The following is a 25014-nucleotide window of genomic DNA, read 5'->3' on the forward strand; positions in this document are numbered from 1 at the left end:
TCGATGTCATGCATTCATCAGTATTTGTTGGGCTGAAATAAGGCCTCAAGATCGAGGCAAAATGAACATATTTTCGTGGCGTTTTGAAGTGTTACCTGGCGGTTTTGTCGTCAATGCAAGTGGTTCTGGAAATTACAACTTAAGATTTAGGTTCTATAAGCCGGACGGCCGTCGCCGGAATTCTCCACTATGGAATGCCGGGGCGGGACCGCATGGGGCATGTTTTGCCTGTCCCGGTGCTATCAAAAAAAGTGTTTTCAAGTCCTGGGGGTCATTGTGCAGAAAAGTGTTGGATTGGTGAGATTTGCGTTGGTGTTCACAGGGCTGTTGATCGCCCTGGCTATCTTCAGTGTCATTCTGGAAACTCTAACAGGCTTCAGCGTGAGCGGTTCGGTGAACCAGATTGGTGCCGTATTGGGCGCTTCAAGTGACGCAGGGCGACACTTTTTCAAAAAGTACGAAATCATCCCCGACAGCGGTTTCGCCTGGCGGGCCGCTTTTCAGATGACGCTTGTTGAACTGGCCATTTCGGTAGCTATTGCCGGGGTGTTCGTATGGTTTCTTCTTTCGCAAGGCGAACTTGCGAACGGGCTCGGCTCCCTCATGGTCATTGTGGTGCCGCTGTTGATCTTTGTGTTCGCGATTTCCCTGGTTGCGAAACGGTACATGTTTACGAGCGGCGCTCGACATGCAGAAAAAGCCCACCTGAGAAAGCAGGAACAGAGCAGTACTGTTTTCGAGTGAGGTGGAAACCTGTCTGGAGACTTCGCAGGGCGCCGCCGCCTACAGGTGAAAACCAAGGCGGCGGCTCCAGTGGAGATTACCCGGTCGGACGTCCGGAGCATCGATACAGGGTTCAGTGAGGCAGGCAGCCCAATGGCAGCTTCGTGTCAGGAAGCCGCGAAGGTGACCTTCACGCCGCGCTGGCGAAAGTAGGCCTGCATGAGCTTGCGTCCGGAGCGGTTGTTCTGGACGAGCTTTGCCGGATCAAAAACGGCTTCCTTCTGGCCCTCGCGTTTCAAAGCTTCCTTGAGAGCTGCGATATGCAGGTCGATATCTTCGTTGTCGGCCTGCAGGGATTCATAAACGCGGTTTGTTGCTTCCGCTACGGTCAGTTCGCTCAATGGTGCATTCCCGATGTTGTTTGGCTGGCGATTACCACATTTTCCGACCTGATCCAAAGGGAGTTGATCTTCCCCAACCTGCACGGCTTCGGACGGTTGCCGGCAAGGCGGCGCATGCACCACATTGCCAGGCTGGTAAATCTCAGCGCTCTACACCCACTGCGAAAGGGCGGCGCGAACATGGGGATCTCCATCATCGCGGACCAGGCCGACATCCTCGGCGAGATGCTTGCTGTTGGGCAACAGGGATTGCCAGGCCAGTGCCCGCACCTGCGGCGTGTCATGATGTCTTGCAATGTTGCGCAAGGCCTCATGAAGATCGGTATCGCCCATAGCCGCTGCTGTTTCGAACAACGCGCGCTCCTGCGCCTGTCGATCGACATTCCCGGCAATGAGTTTGCCGAAGACACCTTCCGGCGTTTCTTCCAGGGTCATCTCGTATTGCCGGCGGTGTGCCGGATAGGTCTTGGGCAGGAGCAGGTTGATCGACGCGGAGATCGAGGGCGCCGGAAGCTGTGTGTGAATATCGCGGCTGCCGTAATAGTACATCACCTTGCCTGGCGGTAGCCCAGTTTCCTCCTGAAACCTCAAGGGAACAAGTTCTCCCGGGACGCCGCGCACGTTCTCGTATTCGTAGTCGTACAACTGGGTGCGGTACCCGGGACCGAAAGCGCCGACCGTGAAGAAATCGAAGCTGTGATCATGGGTTTCGTAATAGGAAAAGATTTCGGGGGGATGTTGAGGGCTTGGCGGCATCCACAGGACGGCACGCAGGGAATACCCGTCGCCCTTGTGCAGCATCAAGGTTGACGGTTTGAAATCGTTGTCGACCTGGTAGTTCAGAAAATCCGCCAGACCATCGACAAGCAGACCGCGCAGCACATCGGGATCGCGTGCCAATGCAGCCATCCATTCGGCAACGCGCGACATTGCTTCCGGAGTGTAGCGGGAGGCGCGAAGATCCGGAACAATGCCCGATGCCTCCAGCCTTTCAACGAACTGATCAAGTGTCAGGATTTCTTTCCCTTCGGGAAAATATGTCTCGGTCATGCCGCATCCCCGTCCATTGTTCTTGCAAGGGTTGCTCGCGCCGCTTCGCGAAGCGACGCATCGCGGTCGCTGTGCGCCATTTGGTGCAAAGCGGTAAGAGCCTGCTGTGGCGCACAGCGATGAAGCAGCTTCAAGGCATCCCAGCGTGCAAAACCCGCCATGTTCGAATGCACCATTTTGGCCAGTGGTTCTTCAAGTCCGTCGATCTGTTGCATGGCCTGAAGCAGTTGGAGAACCATCTGCATGCGTGAGGCATGCAGATCGGTACTGACCTGCTGCAGTGGCTCCAGTGTGTCGCGGTCGAAAGTCCAGGTGCTGTGGGCCCGGGGTGGGGAATGCACGATCAACAACGGCGCAATCGGCGTGGCGGCGGCAATGTCGATGATGTCGCCGAACGCCGGGGCGTCATAGACGTCATGCGCCTTCAGCACGAGGTCGCTGTCCCGGCGCTTGAGGCTGGGCGGGCGTTGATGAAGGTTGTTGCGATCCAGCCCGCACTCCAGCCGCGGTATGTGCACGTCATTTGGTGACAGGTTCAACACGAAGGCATCAAATTCATTGGCGGTGTAGACCGGTTGCCGGCCACCTTGTCCACTGAAGCGCAGCATCAGGCTGAACTGATCGGTCCGGCACAGGTAGACGTTGCCTTCCCGCTGTGCCGGCAAGCTGCCGCGTTCGCGCACAACGTGCAGCAGATCCAGCAACAGGCCGTTTATGCGTTGCGGATCGAGTGACCGCAGAATGCTGCCCAATTCGATGAATGAATCTATTTCGCCAGAAGGTGGGGTAAGGGCCTCGATCAAGTGTTGATATGGATTGTCTGTCTTCATCATCACACCTCCGCGTTGTTTCAAATGACGCTCAGGGGACGGATCTCCGGAAGCCGCCTTCGAGCAAAAGCATAGGATATCAAACCCTTGCCCGCCAAGACCAAACCGGTCACGGCGGCCATGCCGTTGTATGAAAAGAGGTAGGTGGCGATGAACCCGCCCCCGAGCACGATAACGAGACTGACCGTCGAAATACGGGTCGCGACCTGTTCGTGACCCATGGTCTGCAGCATCACGACGGACTGCCGCGTCAAGGCTTCAATGAAGGCTCCGGCGGCAACCATCGCGAGTGCAGTCGTTGCTTCGGAAAACCCCGGGCCAAAGGCATTCAGAATGAAATGTCCACCGATAAGCATTCCGGCCAGGAGCAGCGAGCAGGCCCCCAGGACGACGGCATTCGACTCGTTGATTGCCTTTTGCAATTTGGGACATTGCGACCGGTCGTCGGCGGCAGCACCGCACAACGGGCGGATCATGAAGGATATGGTGGTCGGGATAAGCTGCATGATGCGCACCACCAGCAGGACTGCCGCATATAGACTTGTGGCGGCTTCGTTCGGCGAGGCGATTTCGACTATGAAGAGGTCGAGGTGCCACAACATCAGTGAATTGACCCGCATGATCAGCATTCGATTGCTGGTCCGTGACCAGGCCCTGTGGTGTTCGGGGGATGCGCCCCGCGCCGGTGTCCACCATGCACCGTATATCTCGGGCTCAACGGTCCGAAAGATGACGGCATGCAGGAGCCCCAGGAACACAAACGATACCACGAGGATACCGATCATGACGCTGCTGCTCGAGACCGACAGCCGCAGCCCGTACACTGCCGCGGCGACACAGAAAAGCAGCACAAGATGAAGGGCCAGCGAGCCCAGGATGCTCCCGGTTCGCGGGTACCCGCTGGCGACGAGATATCGGTCGGTCAGAAGCGAAAGTGCGGCAATCGGGGCAATCCAGATACTGTGAAAAGCCAGATGGTACTCTTCGAAGCGCTTGTAATCGGCCAGATGTGTGGCAAGTGCGATTGCCAGAAACACTGCATAGACTGCCAGGATGATTGAAAAGCCGAAGCGTATCCGGCTGCGGTTCCAGGCACAGTAAGCCCGAATACCCTCGAGGTTCACCGTTTTGCGCATGGTGGGCAGGTAGCGCGAAGCCACCATATCCGTTCCGGACAGTGACAGGGAGGCCAGCAGCGACAAGAGGGCGAATGCAACCTGATAGTCTCCGAAGAGCTCTGTTCCGAGCATATTCGACAGAAGCAGGTTCGTCAGGAGAGCCAAACCGTAGCCGGCTATGCTGATCACGGCCAATTGCACTGGTCTCGATGTCATGCACAGACCCGCGATATCGGCATCCACGCCAAAACGTGCCGCTTTCGTTGAAATTCGAGCCCGTCAGTTGCCTTCGACACGCAGTCTTCCTGTTGATCGTTTCCGGTTGCAATTTATCAGTCTATCGCCGTCTGGCAGCTGAAGTCGCTTTTAGAAAATTCACCACATCGCGAGTTCGCTCTGGACAATCTAGTAGGTATGAGTGCAGGATTGAAACTGCAAATTGCAAACAAGGAGCACTAGATATGTCTGAAGCGAAAGCAAATATCGAGCGCAATACCGAAGTTGAAGCCGACATCGAGTTTGTCGATCCGTCGGAAACCGTTGCACTTGCCGGCTCCACGCCGCGTCAGTTGACGGGGCAAGAAGCAGGTCGTGTGGTCGGATTTGGCTGCGACGAGGATAAAACCACAGGTCGCTGATACAGGGTCTGCCGTTTTGGCTTCCCGGTTGAATCAGTACCGATAAACGCATGTCACGAATTTTGCTGACAGGCGCAAGTGGTCGGGTTGGGCGAGCGTTGATCGAACGCCTTGCCAGCCCGGAATTCGAGTTTGCCCTGGTCGGGCGCAGTGCGGAGTCTCTTCGGCAATTGTCGGATGAGATAAACGCCAGGGGCGGAACCGCCCACATCATCAAAGCAAATCTCTCTTCAAAAACCACACCCGAAACTGTTGTCCGGCAGGCGGCAACTGCAATGGGCGGGCTCGACGTCCTGATCCATGGTGCGGCTGCATATGGGTTCCGGCCCTTCGCACAGTCTCCCCGGGAACTGCTGCTGCGCGTGGTGGAAACCAGTCTTCAGTCCGCCATCCTTCTTACCCACGCCGCCATTCCGGCGTTGAAGCTTTCAAACAACGCCGTCGTCGTGCAGATCGCGTCTACCGCCGGTCTTCGACCCGTTACTGAAGCCGTTGTCTACAGCGCAGCCAAGGCGGGAATGATCGCGTTCGGCCAGGCCCTGCGGCCAGAGGTGACGGGGCTGGGTATTGCCCTGCACACTGTCATACCGGGACAATTGCAGCTTCAGCCCGGGGGCACCGGGCTTCCGCCCGCACGTGTTGCCCAATGCATTCATGAGCTGATCCTGCAGCGGGCAGCCGGTTGCGCCGGAACCGATGTCATTCTGGACGAGACGCTTTCCGAATAATCCTATGGATCGTCGCAGCCGTTGTATTTGCCACCTTTTCTGGCCTCGACGAATGTCTTCCAGTCACGCCAGCCCTGGGCACAATGAAAGCCCCATTCCCTCACGCGCGGCCCCGTGATGAAGAGGGTCCAGGCCGGTTCGGTGAGGACAGGGGACAGACGGTGCGCGAAGCGGGATTTACGGAGTACGACATCTCCGGCACGCAGTTTGCGCACCTTCTCGCCTTTACGGGCGGCGAAAGTCTCATCGATCGTACCGGCCAGCATGATCGACACGCTCGGCCAGGGGTGGTCGTGCAGGGCTGCCTCGTCGTCAGCCCGTACGACATTGTGTAAATACGCGTTGATGAGCGGGTTCTTCGGCCACAAGCGCCAGCGGAAAATATACGGGGCGTCCGGATCACCCACTAACTGATCAGGCGGCCTGTCGACAGGCAGGAGCCGCCTTTTTAGCCGGGAGGCTAAAGCAGACATTCGGATCATCTGAAAATCCTCGCCGACCTGACCGTCGGTGTCAATCCAGATCCCTTCCCGGGTGAAATGGTCTGCGTTTCTTTTTCCGGTTTGTGGCCCGGCATCATCAGCCGCCAACAGCGACACGCCGTTTGATGCCGGGCAGGACTTACAGGCTGGTTTCGCCGTTGATCAGATTGCTCCGTTTACGGGGAAGATACCTGCCCCGGCCCTTGCCAAGAACGGGCACACCTTTTTCCATCACCAGGTCGCCGCGCAGAAGAACCTTCACGGGCCATCCGGTCACCTCCATGCCTTCGTAAGGCGTGTAGTCGGCGCCATGGCCGAGGTCGTCGTTGGTGATCGTTTTCCTGAGTTCCGGATCCCACAGGGTCAGATCGGCATCCGAACCGACCGCGATGGTGCCTTTCTGCGGATAGAGACCATACAGCTTGGCGTGATTGGTGGACGTCAGCGCAACGAAGCGGTTGAGGTCGATCCGGCCGGTCTTGACGCCTTCGGAGAACAATATCGGCAGTCTGGTCGCAACGCCCGGAATGCCGTTCGGGATCCATCTGAAGGACTGCATTCCCTTCTCGGTCTTCTTGCCGCCAGGGTCGTCAAATCGGAACGGGCAGTGGTCGGAAGAGTAAAGGTCGAACACGCCGTTTTCCAAACCGGACCAGCAGGCGTCCTGGCTTTCCTTGTCTCTGGGAGGAGGCGAACAGACGAACTTCGCACCCTCGAAATCCTCAAGATCCAGATCGTCTGCCGTCAGAACGAGGTATTGCGGGCAGGTTTCACCGGCAATCTTCTGGCCTCTCAGCCTTGCACGCGAGATTTCCTCCATCGCTTCGCGGTTCGAAACATGGACGATGACGATCGGGGTATCGACGATTTCGGCCAGCGACAGGGCCCGGTGTGTTGCCTCTCGCTCTGCCGCGATCGGGCGAGACGTGGCGTGGTGGTACGGGGCGGTGTCGCCATCTGCTTCGCGCCGTCCGATCAGATAGCGGATGGCATCTTCGTTTTCGCAATGAACCAGCACGACCTGTCTGGAGCGTTTGGCCGCATCCAGCGTGGCCAGGATTTCGTCGTCACGCAGGCGCAGGCCTTCGTAGGTCATGAACACCTTGATTGACGTATAGCCTTCTTCCGCAAGTGCCGGCATTTCCTGGCCAAGCACATGGGGCGTCGGGTCGGAGACGATCATGTGAAAACTGATGTCGGTGAAACAGTTGCCCTCTGCAAGGGCGTGATATTTCTTCAACGCCTCGCGCAAGGTGTCGCCTTTCTGCTGAAGGCAGAAAGGCATTACCGTCGTGTTCCCGCCAAGAAGCGCCGACCTTGTTCCGCTTTCAAAGTCGTCCGCCATGACAATGCCTTCGCCTGACGGCTGGGCGATATGGACGTGACTGTCGATGCCGCCCGGCATCACGAGCAAGCCGGTCGCGTCGATGGTCGTGGCCGCTTCCTGCAGATCACGCCCGATTGCCACGATCTTGCCATCCGTAATGCCGATGTCTGCCTGATAGACATCGGCTGCGGTGACGATGGTGCCACCGCGCACCACTGTGTCGAAGGAATGTGCCGTCATGCCGATGCTTTCACGGGTGCTGTTCCGGACGCTTTTTGACCGAGGGTTTCCTCCAGGGCGTTGGTCAGGCGATCGACTTCTTCAAGCGTGTTGTAATGGACCATGGACAGGCGCACGACGCCTCCGGCTTTGGCCAGCCCGAGGTCTTCGATCAGGCGCCGGGAATGGAAGTCACCATGGCGGATCGCAACATGGTATTCGTCGATCTTTCGGCACAGTGCCTCCGGCGCCCAGCCTTTTGCCGTGAAGCTGATGGTCGCTATCCTGTTGCCGTTTCCAACCGTGTCACGCCCCACAATCGTGATGTCCGGGTGTTGCTTCGCCCAGTCGAGAAAGCGCTTGGTCAAGGCAATCTCTTGCGCCGCGATGGCAGAAAAGGCGGTCTCGATCAGGGCGCGCGGATCGGACGAGGCAGGGGCTCCGCATCGTTTCCCGAGTTCCTGCAGATAGGCAGTGATGGCTGTCAGCGAATAGGCAAGTTCATAATTCGGATTGCCTGCTTCCAGTTTTCCCGGGACTTTGTCCTTGCCGTAAAAATAGTGGTAGAGCGTGTCCAGCTCCAGAAGGTGGTCGTATTTGCCGTACATCATCGCGATGTGCGGGCCGAAGGTCTTGTACAGGCTGAAGATGTAGTAATCGACGTTCAGTTCCTGCACGTCGATCGCCCGGTGCGGCGCATAGGCGACCGCGTCGACGCACAGTCTGGCACCTCTGTGATGCACATAATCGGCGATTTCGCGAACGGGATTAACTTCACCCAGGATGTTGGAAACGTGGTGGACCGCAACGAGCCTGGTGCGTTCGTTCATCAGTTTGCCGAGATCATCCAGGTGCAGGGTCAGGCTGTCCTTGTCGAGCTGCCAGAAGATCACCTTGATGCCGAATTCCTCTAGCCGCAGCCAGGGGCCGATATTGGATTCATGGTCCGCGTTGGTCACGATCACCTCGTCCCCCGGCGCCAATTGGCGGCGCATGGATTCGACAAGGTTCTGCATCAGCACGGTGGTGGAATGGCCGAAGACGATCTCTTCAGGGCGGGAGGCGTTGACCAGAAGCTGACCGGCCTTGCGCGCTTCCAGGAGAGCTGCCGCCGCGGCCTTCGAAACTTCGTAGCTACCGCCGATCTGAACGTTTTTTTCGAGCAGGAACTGTTTGATCCGCTCGACTGCCTGGTTGAGGATCTGCGATCCGCCGGCATTGTCGAAAAAGACCCAGTCCGATTTCAGTCCCGGAAATTGATCCCGGACCCAGGCGATGTCCAGTTGTGCATTGTTTGGCATGGTTGGCTCCAGCAAAGGCAGTAAATTTTAGTGGTTGAGGACCGCGCTTAGAAAATTGCGGGTTCTTTGTTCTTTCGGGGTGTCGAAAATCTGCGCCGGTGTTCCGGTTTCCACGATCCTGCCGCCATCCATGAAGATCACCCTGTCGGCCACCTGGCGGGCAAAGCCCATTTCATGGGTGACCACGACCATGGTCACGCCGGTTCCGGCAAGCTGGCGCATGACGTCGAGAACTTCGCCCACCATTTCCGGATCGAGCGCCGAGGTCGGTTCATCGAACAGGAGCACCTTGGGTTCCATTGCCAGTGCGCGGGCAATGGCAACGCGTTGCTGTTGACCGCCGGACAGTTGGCCGGGAAACTTGCCTGCCTGTTCGGCAATGCCAACGCGGGCCAAGAGTTCGCGGGCCTTCGCGGCAGCCTCCGCAGCTGGTGTCCTGCGCACACGCATGGGGGCCAGCATCACGTTCTTCAGGACACTCATGTGCGGGAAAAGATTGAACGACTGGAACACCATGCCAACCTCGGCGCGGACCTGGCCCAGTGTCGGTCCGGGCTGCACCGGAATGCCGTCGACCCGAATGCTGCCCTTGTCGGAATAGCTCTCCAGAAGGTTGATGCACCGGATCAGCGTGGATTTGCCGGATCCGGACGGACCGATGACACAGACAACCTCGCCTTCGCCGATCGCCAGGTCTATGTCGCTGAGCGCGGCAAAGGCGCCGTAGTGCTTGGTAACGTTCTCGATTTCGATGATGTTTCGCATCACGCACTCCTCCGCCCGAGCCGGTTTTCAAAGCGCGAGACCAGGGCAACCAGGGGCCACAGGAACGCGAGATAGATGATGGCGGCGCCGATCAGGGGCGTGGGGTTGGCGGCAAGGGCCTGGGCCTGGGTCGCCTGCTTGAGAAGGTCCGGCATGGCAACGACGGAGGCCAATGCGGTGTCCTTCATCACGTTGATGCAGTTGTTCGTCAGTGGCGGGATAACGATCTTGATGGCCTGCGGCAGCACGACGTCGACCATCATGTCCTTGTAGGACAGGCCAAGTGCGCGCGAGGCTTCAAATTGTCCGACGGGAATCGCCTGAATGCCCGCCCGAAAGATTTCTGCGGTATAGGCACCGGACACGAGCGTCAGCGCGAGCGTGGCGGACAGGAATGGTGACAGTCTGATGCCGACGAATGGAAGGGCGTAGTAGACGACGATCAGGAGTACGAGCAGCGGGATTGACCGGAAGATGTCGATATAGATGGCGGCCGGTACACGTATCCAGGGTGAGCCGTACATGCGCACAAGGGAAAGGCAAAGCCCGAGAACAAGGCCGGCAACGATACTGGTTGCCCCGATTTGCAAGGTTACGACAAGGCCGCTCATGAGGAGCGGAAACGTTCGGATGAAGACCGGAACGTTGAAGAACGTTTCGAAGAGGTCCATGAAAAGTCCGGAGGAATGGCTGGAATCAGGGAAGGCGCGGGCCCTCCCGAAGGCGGCCCGCGCGTGCTTTGCTTACAGCTTGGGCATGTCGAGGATGGTAACCGTCGAGGTGGTTTCTTCGGCGCGAGAACCGAACCATTTCTCGTGCAGGTCAGCCACGACGCCTTCCTTCTTCAGTTCGGACAGGACGTCGTTCACCTGGCTTGCCAGTTCCGCGTCCTTGGCAAACATCATGGAGTACTGTTCGCCGGTGGTGATGCGTTCGACGACCGCAAGGTTCGGCTTGTCCTTGGTGTAATAAAGCAGCGCCGGGATGTCGCTTATGTAGCCGTCGATGCGGCCGGCCGTCAGGTCGAGCATGGCCGGGGCCAGGCCTTCGTAGCGGCGGATTTCACCAAAGCCGTATTTCTCCTGATTTTCGGTGGCCCAGATGTCGCCGGTAGAGCCCGTGTCGACACCGATGACCTTGCCTTTCATGTCGGCAACCGATTTCAGGCCACTGTCGGCAGTAACGGTGAGGGACTGGTCGCTGTCATAGTAAGGCTGGGCGAATGTGACCGATTCCAGACGCTTCTTGGTGATGGTGATCGAGGACACCGCCATGTCGATCCGGCCCGACTGGACCGCGGAAAACAGCCCGTTGAACGGGATGTTTTCAAACTCGATCGATTTGCCGAGCCTGTTTGCGACCTCGGTTGCAAGATCGATTTCAAAACCGACGGTCTTGCCCGACTCATCCTGGAATTCCCACGGAACGTTGCCGATGTTGGCGCCGACTGTCAGGTCTGCGGCCATGGCGGTGGTCATGGAGGAAAACGTGAGCAAGCCTACGGTTGCAGCCGTTTTGATGAAGGAGTGAAGAGACATTTTATTCCCCTGGTGATTATTCTTGGTCTAACTGGTATGACTGGTCTGACCAGTTAGACCAGTAAACAGATCGATCAAACGGGATGCAAGCGTTAAAATGATGCTGATCGCGTTTCGGCGGGCTAAAAGAAAGGCAGAACGGCACACGCGCCGTACGAACCATGAAAGACACAATGATTACACGCACGCCGGTTCCGCAGAGCATCGCCCGCAAGCTTCAGGAGATGATCCTCAGCGGAGCGCTCAAGAGCGGGGAGAAGATCCCTTCTCAGCGGGAAATGTCGGAAGAGTTCGGTGTCAGCAGGGCCTCATTGCGCGAAGCCCTGCTGACCCTTGAAACCATCGGCCTGATCAAGACGGAAGCGGGCAGGGGCACGTTTGTCGTCGGCACCGGTTCGGGCAAGACCATGTCGGACTGGAAGTTCGCCGAGGAACATTCCCTGCAGGAAGTGTTCGAGACCCGGCTTGTTCTTGAAGGCGAGATTGCGGCTCATGCAGCGGGGCGATTGTCGGAGGACGATCTCGACCGGCTCTCGCAACTGACCGACCTGATGGAGCAGGCCTGGTCCAATCGCGACTTTCTCAGCAACGTGGATGCCGATCTGGAGTTTCACGACCTGATTGCCCGGCGGTGCAGGAACCGCATGATTGCGGGTCTTTACGATCAGGTCCGGAAACTTCTGACGGAGACCCAGCGCCAGCCGATCCCGATCACAGATCCGCTGCGCATGCGGGCCTCGCTGGCTGAGCACCGGGTCATCGTTGCCGAACTGCGCAAGGGCGACGCGGAAGCCGCCCGAACCGCAATGCGCAGCCATGTCGCCAACACCGCGCTGTGTGCCGGGTTCGAGATCGCTTGAAGTGCGAAGCGCCTGCGCCGTTTCCAGAGTGTATCGGAACGGTGGGGGCGGGGGCGGTTGGCAGAGAGGAGCCTGCTACCCCTTTCCACCCACCTACAACTGACCTTCGACGGGAAGCGTTGCGATGATGCCGGAGGTGAAGCGCTGGCCCAGTGTCGATCCCGGGTCCGAGGTGAAGGTGACGATCTTGCCATCTTCTTCGCTCTTCCAGAGGATCCTGCCGTTGTCGTCCAGTTCGAGCCGGTAGCTGTTTTTCAGCGAAACGCCTTCATTCAGGAAAACTGTCAGCCTGCGGGCAAGTTCAGGGCTTTCCACGTAGAGGCCGATCTCCGTATTGAGGTTGGCTGATCGTGGATCCAGATTGAAACTGCCGACGAACATCGAGGATCCGTCAAAGACGGCGGCCTTGGTGTGCAGTCCGGCCTTGGAATCTGTCGAAAAGAGCGTTTGCTGGACCCTGGCGGAATCGGCCCTGACCTCATGCAGCTCTATGCCGGCTTCCAGAAGTTCTGCGCGGTATTTCGAATAGCCGGCGTGAACCGCAACCACATCGTTTGAACCGAGCGAGTTGGTGAGAACGCGGACCTTCACGCCGCGCGCCGTAAGCTGCTTCAGCTTGTCCGCGCCCGCCTGCGTCGGAACGAAATAGGCGTTTTCCATCAGGAGTTCGCGTTTGAGCCCGTCCACCTTGCCGACAAGTGCCTTGAGGATCTTGCCGCTGCTTTTTCCCGCGATGAAATCGGCCGGATCGTCCCAGACGACAAAGGCCGGTGCCCAGACCAGCTGCCTTGTGAGCGAGGACATCGACTGACGGACGGCAGTGACCCTCTGGCGGAAAGGATAGGGATATCCTTCGGTGTCGATGGTCTCTTCCAGTTTCACCCGGGCCATTTCCAGGTCGGTTTCGCCAAAGGTCCGGTTGACGCTGGCGGCGACAGGCACCGACCAGTCCCTGTTCCAGAAATAATCAAAGACGCTCGAGGCATCCCGCACCACCGGGCCGACCGCTGCAATGTCCAGGTCGCGATAGTTGGATTCCTCGGAGACGTCGAAATAGTGGTCGCCGATATTGCGCCCGCCGAGAAGCGCAACCGCATTGTCGGCGATCATCAGCTTGTTGTGCATGCGGTGGTTCAGGCGGTCGAAGTCACCGATCAGGTTGAAGACCCGCGAGGACCGGCTCACGAAGGGGTTGAACAACCGGATCTCGATATTCGGATGGGCGTCCAGACTGGCGAGGATTTCATCGCGTCCGTTGACGTTGATATCGTCGATGAGAAGACGCACGCGCACACCGCGATCTGCGCTGCGCAAAACGGCCTGCGCGAGGATGCGCCCGCTCTGGTCCGCATCCCAGATGTAGTATTGCAGGTCGAGGCTGTGCTCGGCGAGCTCCGTCATGGCCACGCGGATGGCAAAGGCGTTGCGCCCTGTCGTGACGAGCGAGACACCTGATTTGCCCGGATGGCTTTTTTCCGCGGCTCGGAACAGGCGACCCAGATAGGTGCTGCGATAGGCCGTAAAGGCACTCGTCTCGACGCGCGGATAGTCCGTGTTCAACGTCGAACAGGCTGCCAGAAGCAGCGTTGCAAGACAGAGAAGGCAGGCCCAGCTTCGCATCGTTCCCCGCATGACAGACACAGGTTGCCAAGGGGCCCCGTTCCCGCCCGGCGATCAAGGATCGACCTTGGTGACTGAGGCAAGGACCGGGGCTATCGGCAAACTCTACCCAGAATTGTTACTTCATGCCTGCACGCCGGTCCATTGTGCAGATTGACAGGCGCGTTCCGGCACCTGTCGTGCGGTGTTTCTTTTTCCTGTGCGCCTCAGGACATGACATGCAAAGACGCACGGTTTGGCTTGATGCTTCCGCGCAGGAGGTTTCCCTCACCGAGGTGGCAGAAACCCGTCCTGCGCCTTCGGGGCGAAGATCGAGGGAACGGCGCACGCCAGACGTGGGTGAGACCTTTAAGGAGCAGGCAGTGCTTCAGGCATCCAGTGCGTGGAGTTGCGGCTGGCCTTGAAGAAACACTGCCCGTATTTCTTAAGGGTTTCCTGATTGATCTCGAAGCCGAGGCCAGGTGTCTGCGGCATGGCAAACCAGCCGTTTTCGTGCAGGAACGGCTGCGAGAAGATCTGGTCGCGGCCTTCCGGTGTCCAGCCCGGTGGTGAGATCGGATATTCAAACAGCTCCTCACCGGCAAAGCCGCTGGCGGCAAAGACATGCGCATTTGCGATGAAGCCGAAGCCGTTTGACCAGCAATGCGGCGTGAACCTGATGCCTTCTTGCCTGCAGAGCGCGGCAACCTTGAGGCACTGTGTAATCCCGCCGGCCCACATGGCATCGGGCTGGAAGATATTGTAGCAGCCCATCTTCATCATCCGGGCGAGTTCCCTGTAGCCCATGACATGAAGTTCGCCACCGGCGACAGGAACGCGCGAATAGGTGGTCAGTCTGGCGATTTCCTCGTGCCATTCGCCAAACAGCGGTTCTTCCACCCAGGCAAGGCCGACATCCGCAGCGGCATCGACAAAGCGCTTGGCCCTGTCCAGCGACCAGAGCGGCGCATCGCCGTTCTGCGTCAGGCGGAAGGCCTGATTGCAGTCGACCGAGATCCTCATCCGTCCCTGCATGTGACGGGCGATATCCGAGATATGGTCGATATCAACGGCCTCATCGAAGTCATGGACACGAATTTTCATCGTGTCGAACCCTTCGGCAAGCCGGGCTTCGGCTTCCTCGCGCCGTGCGCCCGGGTCCCGAAGCTCACCGGATGAGGCATAAAGCCTGATACGGTCATCCGTTCCGCCAAGCAGCTTGTAGAGCGGCAGGCCCGCGCTCCTGGCCTTGATGTCCCAGAAGGCAGGCTCTAGCCACCAGTTGAAATTGCCGCCCGCCGCCATGATCTGGATGCGCTCGGAAAGCCTTTCGATATCGCCTGCATCCTGGCCGAGAAACAGACCCGCCAAGAGGTCGCCCAGCCCGGCGCGCTCACGCCCCGCAGCCGGAAACCCGCTCCATCCTTCAACACCGTCATCGGTGATGAACCGGACGATGCACATGGAGACATGGGTCCGGATCGTTCCGGGAATCCACGAGGGCGCATGCGGCGCGGGCAGGGGTGTTTTCACAAGGTAGAGTTCAACGCGGTCAAGCACTTGCATGTTCGGTCCATTGAAAAGGGGGCGCTGCCTGAAGGATCCAGGAGCATCAGGAGAACAGTCGGCTGTTGCGTGAACGCTAGAAAGGAATTGGTCTGGCCAACATATCCAATTTGACAATTTTCAGAGTCCAATTGGATGGCGGGGGCGGTCTCTATGGAGGTGGCGTTTCGGCCTGAATTGCTAAGTTGCCGTTAGTTACGGACGAGTGTGGGTCTATTGAGGGCGTGGAGCGGACGTTTGCTGCGCTTGCAATGCCAACTCTAGTGCCAACCAAGAGCCGACATTGAGAAATCTGTGCAATTGACCTTTAGTGTACACGCAAAAGTAGATTTTGACGGGTTCACTGATCACAAGTGTGCGCTTGCAGAGATGAAGGTCTGAAAAAATGCGGTTTCATTCGAATGGCCCCAATATCCCAGATGCGCTTTTGCATCGCTGCGATCAAGGCCGTGTAGTGTTTCTATGCGGTGCAGGAGTTTCTTTTCCGTCTGGCATGCCAGACTTCATTGGGCTGACCCGACATGTAATAAAGTTTTTCGATCCGCCAAAGGATTCATCTATCGTTTCCGCGTTCGGTGCTCGAATTCGAGATGACTACAAGCCGCTTGATGCGGATGGTCCTCTTGCTCCGCTTGATCAGGTCTTTCATCTACTGAACCAAGAATACGGCAAACAGGATGTAAGCACGCTGGTTGCGGAACGGTTGACCTTAGAAGACATGACAAAAATCAGCCCCGAGCACAGCCTCATTGCACGTATTTCGTCAGACCCTGAGGGCCGCCCGCAAATTGTAACCACCAACTTTGACCGGCTATTCGACCGATGCTTGGGTGTTTCTGCGGACCGAATCTTCGAGCCACCGGCACTACCCGATATTGAGCTAGGCATGCCGATCCATGGGATAACTTACCTGCATGGACGCCTCCAATCGCCTGAGTGCCCACACCATGACTACATACTAAGTAGTGCTGATTTTGGTCGTGCATATCTTGCAGAGGGGTGGGCGACCAAATTCGTGAGGGCGCTCCTAGACCGATATACAGTCGTGTTGGTTGGCTACCAAGCTGAGGACCCGCCAGTAAAATATCTGCTGCAAGGGTTGAACCACGACGGGCTGCGTGACGCAGCTAACCTGTTCGCTTTTGACCGAGGCAGGCTAGAAGACATTGAAGTCAAGTGGCGAGATCGTGGTGTGACACCAATTCCCTACGCGGACCATGTTCACCTGTGGGAGACGCTGAAGGCCTGGGCTGACCGTGCAGATGATCCGCGTACTTGGCGCAAAAATGTGGTCGAGATGGCAAGGAAAGGCCCGAGGGCAGTATCTCCTCACGAACGTGGGCAGGTCGCGCACTTAGTGCGAACTACTCCCGGAGCTAGGTTATTTTCCAAATCCGAAACCTCTCCTCCGGCTGAATGGCTGAACGTCTTTGACGCATTCTGTCGAGCAGCCAAGAAATTCAAAGACTATGACGAAGGGGCTATCACATTTGACCCTTTGAAAGCATATGGACTTGATGACGATCCCGAACGACCTCCGGAGTCGGGACTAAGGACTGTCCGCATTCATGATCATCTATTGGAGTGGCGACGCGGAGATTCCAATCCTCCTAGCGGTCATAGTTTGGCTGGCAGGCAGCTTGAAGGATGGGAAGATATCCCGTCACGCCTTTCTCATCTCTTGGACTGGTCGGCAAGCCACCTAAACGATCCCGTCTTTGCGTGGTGGGCTGTTCGTCAACACCAGCTACACCCACGACACGTGAAAGAAATCACACGTCGGCTGAGGGGCAATGATGATCTTCACCCCAAGGCGCGAACCACCTGGAACCTGATCCTTGAGTCTCTAGCTGACAAGCGTAGCGCTGCTTGGGACCACGGATGGTTTGACCTAACAGCCAAGATCAAGAAGGACGGTTGGACTCAAGGCGTGCTTCGGGACCTAGACAAAGCGATGGCCCCTATTTTGGTGCGCAAACTCCCCTACGGCCTGAGCGAGGCCAAGCCGCCAGAAAGCTCTTGGGGCGACGTTTCACTGGGAGAGATTGTCAGGTGGGAGATCAAGTTCCCGGAGCGGCACGGTGAAAACCTTATGGTACCTGATGAAGTCTTGCCGGAGGTTTTCTCGATTGCAGAGAGGCATCTTCGGCTCGCCGCCGGTTTCCATCGAGACGTTGGGACCAGCTACTTCACGACACCGACCTGCTATCCTGAGCGCGAAGTGGATGGCGAAGACCGAGACGATGATGAAGCAAGTTATTTCCGCTGGTTCCTTACCTTGATTGAGAGGATGTCCCAACAGCATCCCGACCTTTTGAAAGCGCGTGTACTGGCTTGGGATGATCAAGACCGATTCTTTTTCAAGAAGTTGAAGCTCTTTGCTCTGAACGATAGTCGGCTATTCGATGCTGATATCTCCGTTTCCATCGTGCTCGAATTCTCGCGCAGAGAGCTCTGGGATGATGAAATTAGGCGGGAGCTTCTATTCCTTATTGCCGACAGATGGAAAGACATGTCAGGCGAGAACCAAATTGCCATCACCAACGCTCTGCTGACCGGTCCCGAAAAAATGGACCACTGGACGAAAGAAGATTATCCGGGAATTCGGGACGAGTTGGCAGCCCGGTACGCACGCTGGCTAGAACTACAGGGCTGTGAACTATTTGGCGACCAGTCTGCTCGCTTGGCGAAGATGATCGGCCGTATTGAAGACTGGTCAGATGGCTGGGCGAGCAGCATCGTGATTTTGCATGGCATTCGTTCCGGTAGTATTTCGACTAACAGCGACCCAAGCAGCCTGGCGAGCGTACCAGTTGGTGAGGTGGTGGGGCGTGCGAAATCAGAGAGCAGCAGAGACTATCGCACTCATACCGATTTCAGGCCATTCAACGGGCTTGTAAAGGCCTGCCCGAGGAAGGCTCTTGCGGCACTTTCGCACGCATCGCGAAGTGGCGACTTCCCTAGCGAACTCTGGAGAACAATGATTCAGGAGTGGCCTGCCGAGGTTTTACCTCGCCTGAACTTGGTGTTCCTACATCGCGTTACTCGCCTTCCCCACCCGGTTATGCGCGACCTCAGTCGCTCGCTTTGTGATTGGGTCAGAGACAATTTCGAAAAAACCTATTTGCAGGACGAAAAAACGGCTTGGAATGTATTTGATGCCATCGTTTCCGGTTTGTTGTCTGATGAGGGATCAGCACTGAATAGTGGTCGGGGCGAAATGCGTGTCGGCGGTGAGGTTTTAGAACGCTCGCGGAGGACATTCGGGCATGCAATCAATGGGCCAATCGGTCGCGCAACCGAAGGACTAATCAATGCTCTTAACAGCCTGAAGCTTGGTGAAAACGCAGGTATTCCCGAAGCCTTCGTGACACGCTTCGAACGTCTACTAGCCGCACCGGGCGAAGGCAGCGACCATGCCGTGGCGATCTTGGTGCATCAGCTGCGATGGTTGTTCTACATCGATCGGGACTGGGTCCTCGAGCGAATAATGCCATGGTTCGCGTTCGGACATCCTGCTTCCGAACCGGCGTGGAATGCGTTTCTGTCTACGGCAGCGTTTCCTCAGGTCGAAATCGGGCAACGGCTTAAACCACTACTGCTGGACCTTTTCCCTCGGATATACAGTTGGAACTGGGATCGTAATCTCGCAAAGATTGCTGCTCAAATGGTCGTCGAGCTGACGATCAATAGGCAAGATGAACCAGACGGCATTTTGATTAACGAGGCTCGCAATTGCATTCGAAACATGTCTGACTCAAACCGAAAAGATGTGATTTTCCGATTGGGTCAGATTGGCCAGCGAGACGACAGCGGTTGGGCCAGCAACGTGGTGCCATTCATCGAACACACTTGGCCCCGAGAGCGGAAGTTCCGAACGTCCGAGATGGTGGCGTCGTGGGTGCAAATGCTCGACGATACCGGTGATGATTTTCCCTTGGTACTTAGGAGTGTTTTGAGGTTTTTGGTGCCCGTTCAAAACGAAAGTCACTGGCTATACAGATTCACCAGAGAGGTAGGTGGAGAAATGCCACTGACTGCCAAACATCCTTCTGCAGTACTGGACATGCTCAATGCAATTGTTCCCAACGAACCGTCCACTGCACCCCGTGAGCTTGCCGAAATTCTCGATCTCGTGGAGGCAACCGATCCAAGCCTAGCCCGAGATCGTCGGTATTTCAGGCTCATCGACCTCGTTGAGAGACGTTAGTCAAAAGGTCATGGGGGTACTGGACGAGCGTAATCTGTGGTTAGGGCCCTCATTTGAATACCCCACACCGTATCTGCCTACCAACCGTGTCAGCGAACTCGTCCTCGACTCGAATTGTTCGAATGTGCTGCGCCATTCGACGAATGGGTGATTTGGAGAAGCAGCATAGCTGCGCATGCAGAATTGATGATTGTCTCCTTCAGGCCGAAATCGCCTGCGCCGCCGGGACAGATGAATGACTGTTTCGCTCGGATCATCCGTCACGAGAAGCCTGTTTCCTGACGGTCCCACCCAGGACGTTTGTGGTCCCTGGTGAAAAAATGGGGTGTGATCAATTTGGCAGGAATTGAAGCCAAGCCATTGGCTGCGATGAGTGGACACAAGTCGCTGAGAAATTGCTTTCGCGCTCTTGCCGGGCGCAAGCAGAGATAGCTTGCGATCATGTTGCGACTACGATACGGGCATTTCGTTGCAAGATGTTGGTAGCGGAGGAGCGCTACCGCCGGTGTGCCCATTCGCTAGTAGGTGCGTTTTTCCTACATATTTGCACTCGCTTCGAACGTTTTGTGGCCTCAGAGGTTTAGGCTGCAGGTGGGCGACTAGTGTGACTGGCTATAGCATAGTTTGCTCTCTGAACCGCACTTGGTTTGCCGGGGGCTCCAACTTCTGAAGAGTGAAGCCGATATGAGCAAGACAACAAACAAGTTTTCATCTGAAGTTCGCGAACGTACCATTCGTATTGTGCTCGACCATGAAGCCGAATATCCGTCCCGGTGGTCCGCAGTTTCTTGTATCGCTGCCAGGATCCGCTGCGCGCCGGCGACGCTGCATGAATGGGGCAAGAAGGCAGAAGTCGACAGCGGCAAGCGAGCCGGCCTTCAGAGCGATGTGGCTGAGAAGATGAAGGCCCTGGAGCGGGAGAACCGTGAACTACGTCAGGCCAACGAGATCCTGCGCAAGGCGTCTGCATCTATCGCGCCTCCTCTCCGTGATCGCATGGCAATCACCTGCCGGGCATTGGGACGGAGCTCGACCGCCCACTGAAGCGATTATTTCTTTCATCGATGAACACCGGCCGGTGTTCCGGGTCGAGCCGATTTACAGAATTCTGTCGATTGCCCTGTCGACTTATTGAGAGAATATCGCTACGCGGGTGGACGAGGAGTGCCTGTCGTCGCGCGCCCACCGCGACACAGCTATGATGGTTGGGATCCGCCGCATCTTCGAAGCGAACTTCCGGGTCTATAACGCGCGCAAGGTCTGGCGGCAATTGCAGCGGGAGGGCTTCGGTGTTGCCCGCTGCACGGTGACCCTGCTAGTGAAGGCGATGGGGCTTCAGGGGATCATTCGTGGCAAATCTGTCAAAACGACGTTCTCGGACAAGTCGGCACCCAGTCCGCTCGACCGTGTGAACCGCCAGTTCAAGGTTCCGGCACCGAACAGGCTCTGGGTTTCGGATTTCTCGTACTTGGCACCTGGCAGGGCTTCGTCTATGCCGCCTTCGTCATAGGCGCGTTTGCACGGCAATTGGCTTCCGGCAAACCCGGTCCGGTTCACTCGTCGGACCCACCAACTAAGTTGGTAACGCCGATCAGTGAACAGGTGTCTCTTGAGCAAATAGCTACGTTCCCACGTCTCGGGCGTCGTTGACCAATCGAGACGTGGGCTAAGAGCGTGAGAAAAGTTGTCTAATTGGTGCGTACGCTAGCCGCCTTCAGAACATGGGGCGTATCATACGCTGATAGATCAACCTCTCCTTCCGACTTGGCTACAAGCAATGTGCAAGCGCAGTCACCTGTCACGTTGAGCGCTGTGCGTGCCATGTCCAGAATTCGGTCGACGCCAGCAATAATCGCTACTCCTTCGAGTGGTAGCCCAACTGAAGTTAAGACAAGAGAAAGCATCACCAGCCCACCTCCGGGAACCCCAGCGGATCCAATCGAAGCGAGTGTCGCAGTCAACACAATGGTCAGATAATCTGTAACATTAAGCTCTACTCCGTATGCCTGAGCGATAAACAGGGCTGTTACACCTTGATACAGTGCTGTGCCGTCCATGTTGATAGTCGCACCAAGTGGCAAGGTGAAACTCGACACCGATCTCGATACACCAAGGTTTTTGTCAACAGCTGATATCGTAACGGGCAGCGTTCCAGAACTGGAAGTACTGGTAAACGCAACTATCATAGGTTCGAATACGCCTTGGAAGAAGCGCACTGGACTGAGCTTGGCAACGAAAGACACCAGGCCGCCATACACAATCAGACCATGCAGGAAGCAGCCGAGATATACAGCCACAATAAGTGTTCCAAGTGGCAACAAGAGGTCCAAACCGTATGTGCCAGTCACCCACGTCATTAGCGCGAAAACACCATAAGGTGCGAACGAAATTACGACTTCAGCAAGCTTGAGAATAACTGCATTCAACGCTTCGAAGAATTCCCGGATCGGCCTTGCCACTGGGCCTGCCAAAGTAACCGCCAACCCGAAGATAATTGCGAAGAAAATTATCTGAAGAATGTTGCCATCTGCGGCCGCAGCAATAGGGTTAGTTGGAATAACGCCAAGAAGGACTTCCAGGAAAGGAGGTGCTTCACGCACCTCTACGGTCTGGTCAGCAACCAAATTGATACTGGCACCAGGCTCAAAAACGATCCCAAGAAACAAACCTATCGAAATGGCAATTGCCGTTGTAGCGATATAAAAGGTCATTGCTTTCAGACCAATGAACCCCATACGTCCCACATCCGAAATCGAGGTCATTCCGCAGACGAGAGACACGAAAACAATAGGTACAACAAGCATCTTGATCGCTGAAATGAAAAACGAGCCTGCGTATTTGATGGATGTCGCGATTTCAATATGACCAGTCATATTCAGAGCGATGCCGGTTGCAGATCCTACGACAAGTGCCATTGCAATTTGTTTCCACAACATCGCTCTAAACCAAAATCCGAGCATTCCTCGCTTTTGTATTTCCATCTTTCCCTCCCGTTTTTCTGCATTCGATAAGACAAAAGCAGCACTTGCACTCGAGTTGGACTCGATTGCTTTCCTTGAAATCTGGGATTTCAATTTCAGTATTCGACGCTTCTTCGTTGTTTGTCGGTCAGTGACAAACTGATGGTAAAGCGTCTAAATCATGCCGTAGTCGTTTTTGAGAAATGATCTGCATAGAACTGCGTAGCCTTCAGCCCCGAACCGGTCAGAATGACAATGGTTTCGTCATCAGGGTTGATGTGACCCCGGCGAAGTAATTGAGAGGCTCCTGCAGCAGCATGTGCCGATGTGGGCTCGGTGTATATCCCCTGCTTAGCGAGACTTAATGCAGCTTTGAGGATCTCATTTTCTGACAAAACGGCAGTCGTCCCACCAGTCACGCTCACAGCTTCGATCATCTCGGAGAGCCGGATTGGCTGGCGTATTGCGGTTCCTTCCGCAATTGTTGGTTCGAAACTAGGTGCGTGCTCCTCAAGGAGGTCGGGGTTAAGCGCGTAATGCAGCGGACAGCAGTTTTTGGGTTGGGTTACGAATATTCGCGGCATTCGATCAATTTCACCCGCAGCTTGCAGTTCTTCAAACGCTAAGTGACAACCCAGCACATTGCTCCCGGCGGCAGCTGGAATAACAATATTGTCCGGCGCCTTGAACCCGAGATCCTCCCAGATCTCATATCCAAGTGTCTTGGTGCCCTGAAGGAACATTGGATGCCAGTTGTGGCTTGCATAAAAAACGTGATTGGACAATGCAATTGCTGCATCTTCCGTATCTTGGCGCGTTCCCGGCACGAGTGTTACGTTAGCCCCATAAGCTCTGATTTGCGCGACTTTGGAAGGTTGGGTGTATGCAGGAACCAGAATTTCGACATTCATGCCTGCAGCCGCGCCATAAGCTGCGATCGCAGCTCCGCCATTGCCGGAACTGTCTTCGACAACGCTCGTGATGCCTAAGTGGCGGATGTAGGACATGAGCACCGAAGCGCCCCGGTCCTTGAAAGAACCTGTCGGCGAGAACCACTCGAGTTTGAATCTGTAATTGGCACCTTCGAATTGGCCCGAAACGAGCGGTGTTCCACCTTCTCCCAGACAAATTGGGCGGTCGATCTTCAAAGGTAAAGATTTCGCGTATCTCCAGATTGATCTTGTGCCGGAATCAAGGTCATTCCGGGTAATTCCAGGAAGCGTCGAGACCATGAGTGGTGTCTTATCGGGTGAGCACCATATTGCCTTATCAAGACCAAAGGTTTTGCCAGTGAGGGGTTGGACGAATTGGGGTGAAGTCGCAGAAGACACGTTCATTTCACGCAGCTCCTTGGGCTTTTGCGATTAGCTCGAGTTCCACTTGACAATCATGGTGCAACACCGGCACCGGGACGACTGCCCGGGCAGGGCGGTGTGGCCCCATGAACAATGCGAACTCTTCGTCGAAAATTTCCCAGTTTCCAACGTCGGTCACGTAAACCGTCACCTTGATAACATCTTCTCGGCGAGCTCCGGTGGCACGAAGAATGGCATCAGCGTGGGATAGGACCGTTGAAACCTCTTCACGAAATGAATTTTTGTCACCACTCTTTGAAGAAAGTGGGAGGATTCCTGACAGGAAGATCAATCCGGCACACTCGACCGCCTGCGAATAATGTCCCAGTGGTAGAGGGGCATTTGACGTCTCAATCCTGAGTATGCCGTTCGGTTCATGCATGTCACTCGGCTTGGATGCGGTGGTCATTGTTTCCATTGGAGCCTCGTTTTCAATTGACTGGAAGTGATAATTTGTCAAAAGTAACCAAAATGTCAATTCACAAATTGTAGAGAATGGACAAAATGTCAAAATTAAGTGAGCACGACCTTGTTCTGAGGGAAGCAGGAAAAATTGTCGAAGCGCTTGCAGAAACTTTCGCCCCTATGTGCGAAGTTGTGCTTCATGATCTGACGCGACCAAGCAGTTCAATTGTGATGATTGAAAATAATATTTCCGGTCGTTCTGTCGGAGACCCGGCAACCGAACTCGGAATCGCTAGGATTGCAGACCCGGATTTTCCAGACAAACTCGTGAACTATGCAAATACCTTGGGGGATGGAAAGCCGGTCAAAAGTACCTCCATCGGGCTCAAGGACAGCGAAGGAAAATATATAGCGGCGATTTGTCTGAACTTGGACACGTCATACTTGAACTCGATGGCGAGTTATCTGAAGAATTTGACCGCTGTAAGCCACATAGATGGCGTGTCTGAAAAGCTTTCCAGCCCTCGGATGGAAAGCCTCGAAGATTTCGTAACGAATTTTGCCGTGTCTAAGAACAAGGACCTGAAAGCATTGAACTCTGGAGAAAAGAGAGAACTCCTAAGCGCTCTGAAAGAACGCGATCTGCTTTCGCTGAAGGGTTCTGTCGACGTCGTAGCCCGGTTATTGGGAAGTTCGAGAAGCAGCATCTATTATTACGTCAAATAAAGGGGTGGCTCAAACGTAACATCTCAGTTCAAATGGCCCATTTGACCCAGCAAAGGTGGTTTCCGAATAGCCCCGCACTTTCTATACGCCTTCGGCTTTCATTTTCTACTGTCGTTCGAACTCGTCGCATTTTCCCGGCGTATCGTCGGCTGGCGCGTGAGTCGGACAGCGCATGCGACCTTCGTTCTTCATGCATTAGATCAGGCGCAATAT

General features: G+C 56.0%; 21 protein-coding genes, 1 pseudogene and 1 other annotated feature. Of the genes and pseudogenes, 7 read left to right on the forward strand and 15 right to left on the reverse strand.

Features of this window, described 5'->3' with window-relative positions; all coding sequences use genetic code 11:
* Positions 1 to 276 precede the first annotated feature (276 nt).
* Positions 277 to 744: an ABZJ_00895 family protein gene (locus B0E33_RS18440; protein WP_156912430.1), complete on the forward strand. Its 468-nt coding sequence runs from the start codon at positions 277 to 279 to the stop codon at positions 742 to 744.
* Positions 745 to 890: 146 nt separating this feature from the next.
* On the opposite strand, the gene B0E33_RS18445 is transcribed toward B0E33_RS18440, so the two are convergent.
* The 4 genes from B0E33_RS18445 to B0E33_RS18460 form a co-directional block, all read right to left on the reverse strand.
* On the reverse strand, positions 891 to 1124 hold the full coding sequence (locus B0E33_RS18445) for a hypothetical protein (protein ID WP_023003341.1): 234 nt from the start codon (positions 1122 to 1124) through the stop codon (positions 891 to 893).
* 150 nt (positions 1125 to 1274) lie between these two features.
* Positions 1275 to 2174, reverse strand: a complete 900-nt coding sequence (locus tag B0E33_RS18450; RefSeq protein ID WP_077291999.1) for a hypothetical protein — start codon at positions 2172 to 2174, stop codon at positions 1275 to 1277.
* On the reverse strand, positions 2171 to 3007 hold the full coding sequence (locus tag B0E33_RS18455; RefSeq protein WP_062487547.1) for a hypothetical protein: 837 nt from the start codon (positions 3005 to 3007) through the stop codon (positions 2171 to 2173). Before B0E33_RS18455 ends, B0E33_RS18450 begins: the two co-directional genes overlap by 4 nt.
* A gap of 17 nt (positions 3008 to 3024) precedes the next feature.
* Positions 3025 to 4338, reverse strand: coding sequence for an MATE family efflux transporter (locus tag B0E33_RS18460; protein ID WP_156912431.1), 1314 nt, complete (start codon positions 4336 to 4338; stop codon positions 3025 to 3027).
* A gap of 245 nt (positions 4339 to 4583) precedes the next feature.
* Between B0E33_RS18460 and B0E33_RS31135 the strand changes: the two genes are divergently transcribed.
* Complete coding sequence (locus B0E33_RS31135; protein ID WP_023003345.1) at positions 4584 to 4760, forward strand: hypothetical protein; 177 nt, start codon at positions 4584 to 4586, stop codon at positions 4758 to 4760.
* Positions 4761 to 4810: 50 nt separating this feature from the next.
* A complete protein-coding gene (locus tag B0E33_RS18465; protein WP_077292001.1) occupies positions 4811 to 5488 on the forward strand; it encodes an SDR family NAD(P)-dependent oxidoreductase in 678 nt (225 codons plus the stop codon).
* Between the two features lie 2 nt (positions 5489 to 5490).
* Here the strand turns inward: B0E33_RS18465 and B0E33_RS18470 are convergent, their stop codons facing one another.
* The 6 genes from B0E33_RS18470 to B0E33_RS18495 all read right to left on the reverse strand — a co-directional run bounded on the left by B0E33_RS18470 (position 5491) and on the right by B0E33_RS18495 (position 11060).
* Positions 5491 to 6078: a hypothetical protein gene (locus B0E33_RS18470; protein ID WP_156912432.1), complete on the reverse strand. Its 588-nt coding sequence runs from the start codon at positions 6076 to 6078 to the stop codon at positions 5491 to 5493.
* Between the two features lie 31 nt (positions 6079 to 6109).
* Positions 6110 to 7537: a dihydropyrimidinase gene (gene hydA, locus B0E33_RS18475; protein WP_077292002.1), complete on the reverse strand. Its 1428-nt coding sequence runs from the start codon at positions 7535 to 7537 to the stop codon at positions 6110 to 6112.
* On the reverse strand, positions 7534 to 8817 hold the full coding sequence (locus B0E33_RS18480) for a cysteine desulfurase-like protein (RefSeq protein ID WP_077292003.1): 1284 nt from the start codon (positions 8815 to 8817) through the stop codon (positions 7534 to 7536). Before B0E33_RS18480 ends, hydA begins: the two co-directional genes overlap by 4 nt.
* 27 nt (positions 8818 to 8844) lie before the next feature.
* Positions 8845 to 9582 (reverse strand): amino acid ABC transporter ATP-binding protein, encoded by a 738-nt coding sequence (locus tag B0E33_RS18485; RefSeq protein WP_077292004.1) that lies wholly within the window; start codon positions 9580 to 9582, stop codon positions 8845 to 8847.
* The gene (locus tag B0E33_RS18490) at positions 9582 to 10253 is read right to left on the reverse strand and encodes an amino acid ABC transporter permease (protein WP_023003351.1); all 672 of its coding nucleotides are present in this window, start codon (positions 10251 to 10253) and stop codon (positions 9582 to 9584) included. The genes B0E33_RS18485 and B0E33_RS18490 overlap by 1 nt, the downstream gene beginning before the upstream one ends.
* A gap of 72 nt (positions 10254 to 10325) precedes the next feature.
* Positions 10326 to 11060, reverse strand: a complete 735-nt coding sequence (locus tag B0E33_RS18495) for an ABC transporter substrate-binding protein (RefSeq protein ID WP_370198657.1) — start codon at positions 11058 to 11060, stop codon at positions 10326 to 10328.
* A gap of 233 nt (positions 11061 to 11293) precedes the next feature.
* Here B0E33_RS18495 and B0E33_RS18500 point away from each other — a divergent pair, with 233 nt between their 5' ends.
* Positions 11294 to 11980 carry a FadR/GntR family transcriptional regulator gene (locus B0E33_RS18500; RefSeq protein ID WP_062491436.1) on the forward strand — a complete coding sequence of 229 codons (687 nt, stop codon included), beginning with the start codon at positions 11294 to 11296 and terminating at the stop codon, positions 11978 to 11980.
* 93 nt (positions 11981 to 12073) lie between these two features.
* On the opposite strand, the gene B0E33_RS18505 is transcribed toward B0E33_RS18500, so the two are convergent.
* Positions 12074 to 13600, reverse strand: coding sequence for a phospholipase D family protein (locus B0E33_RS18505; protein ID WP_167579562.1), 1527 nt, complete (start codon positions 13598 to 13600; stop codon positions 12074 to 12076).
* A gap of 348 nt (positions 13601 to 13948) precedes the next feature.
* Positions 13949 to 15145, reverse strand: coding sequence for a mandelate racemase/muconate lactonizing enzyme family protein (locus B0E33_RS18510; RefSeq protein ID WP_077292006.1), 1197 nt, complete (start codon positions 15143 to 15145; stop codon positions 13949 to 13951).
* A gap of 385 nt (positions 15146 to 15530) precedes the next feature.
* Between B0E33_RS18510 and B0E33_RS18515 the strand changes: the two genes are divergently transcribed.
* Both B0E33_RS18515 and B0E33_RS18520 read left to right on the forward strand, forming a co-directional pair.
* Positions 15531 to 19355 carry an SIR2 family protein gene (locus B0E33_RS18515; protein ID WP_077292007.1) on the forward strand — a complete coding sequence of 1275 codons (3825 nt, stop codon included), beginning with the start codon at positions 15531 to 15533 and terminating at the stop codon, positions 19353 to 19355.
* A 684-nt stretch (positions 19356 to 20039) separates the two neighbouring features.
* A pseudogene (locus tag B0E33_RS18520) lies at positions 20040 to 20885 on the forward strand (IS3 family transposase); the annotation flags it as partial.
* Positions 20369 to 20478, forward strand: a sequence feature (AL1L pseudoknot). Its footprint overlaps the pseudogene before it by 110 nt.
* A 158-nt stretch (positions 20886 to 21043) precedes the next feature.
* On the opposite strand, the gene B0E33_RS18525 reads toward B0E33_RS18520, so the two are convergent.
* The 3 genes from B0E33_RS18525 to B0E33_RS18535 all read right to left on the reverse strand — a co-directional run bounded on the left by B0E33_RS18525 (position 21044) and on the right by B0E33_RS18535 (position 24088).
* Entirely contained in the window at positions 21044 to 22336 is a 1293-nt protein-coding gene (locus tag B0E33_RS18525) for a dicarboxylate/amino acid:cation symporter (protein WP_077292008.1), read from the reverse strand.
* A gap of 158 nt (positions 22337 to 22494) precedes the next feature.
* Positions 22495 to 23652: a threonine synthase gene (locus B0E33_RS18530; RefSeq protein WP_077292009.1), complete on the reverse strand. Its 1158-nt coding sequence runs from the start codon at positions 23650 to 23652 to the stop codon at positions 22495 to 22497.
* Position 23653: 1 nt separating this feature from the next.
* Positions 23654 to 24088: a RidA family protein gene (locus tag B0E33_RS18535; RefSeq protein ID WP_206051374.1), complete on the reverse strand. Its 435-nt coding sequence runs from the start codon at positions 24086 to 24088 to the stop codon at positions 23654 to 23656.
* Between the two features lie 86 nt (positions 24089 to 24174).
* On the opposite strand from B0E33_RS18535, the gene B0E33_RS18540 reads away from it, so the two are divergent.
* Positions 24175 to 24801 carry a helix-turn-helix transcriptional regulator gene (locus B0E33_RS18540; RefSeq protein WP_206051375.1) on the forward strand — a complete coding sequence of 209 codons (627 nt, stop codon included), beginning with the start codon at positions 24175 to 24177 and terminating at the stop codon, positions 24799 to 24801.
* Positions 24802 to 25014 lie beyond the last annotated feature (213 nt).

Source organism: Roseibium algicola (genome assembly GCF_001999245.1).
In the GTDB taxonomy this organism is placed as follows: domain Bacteria; phylum Pseudomonadota; class Alphaproteobacteria; order Rhizobiales; family Stappiaceae; genus Roseibium; species Roseibium algicola.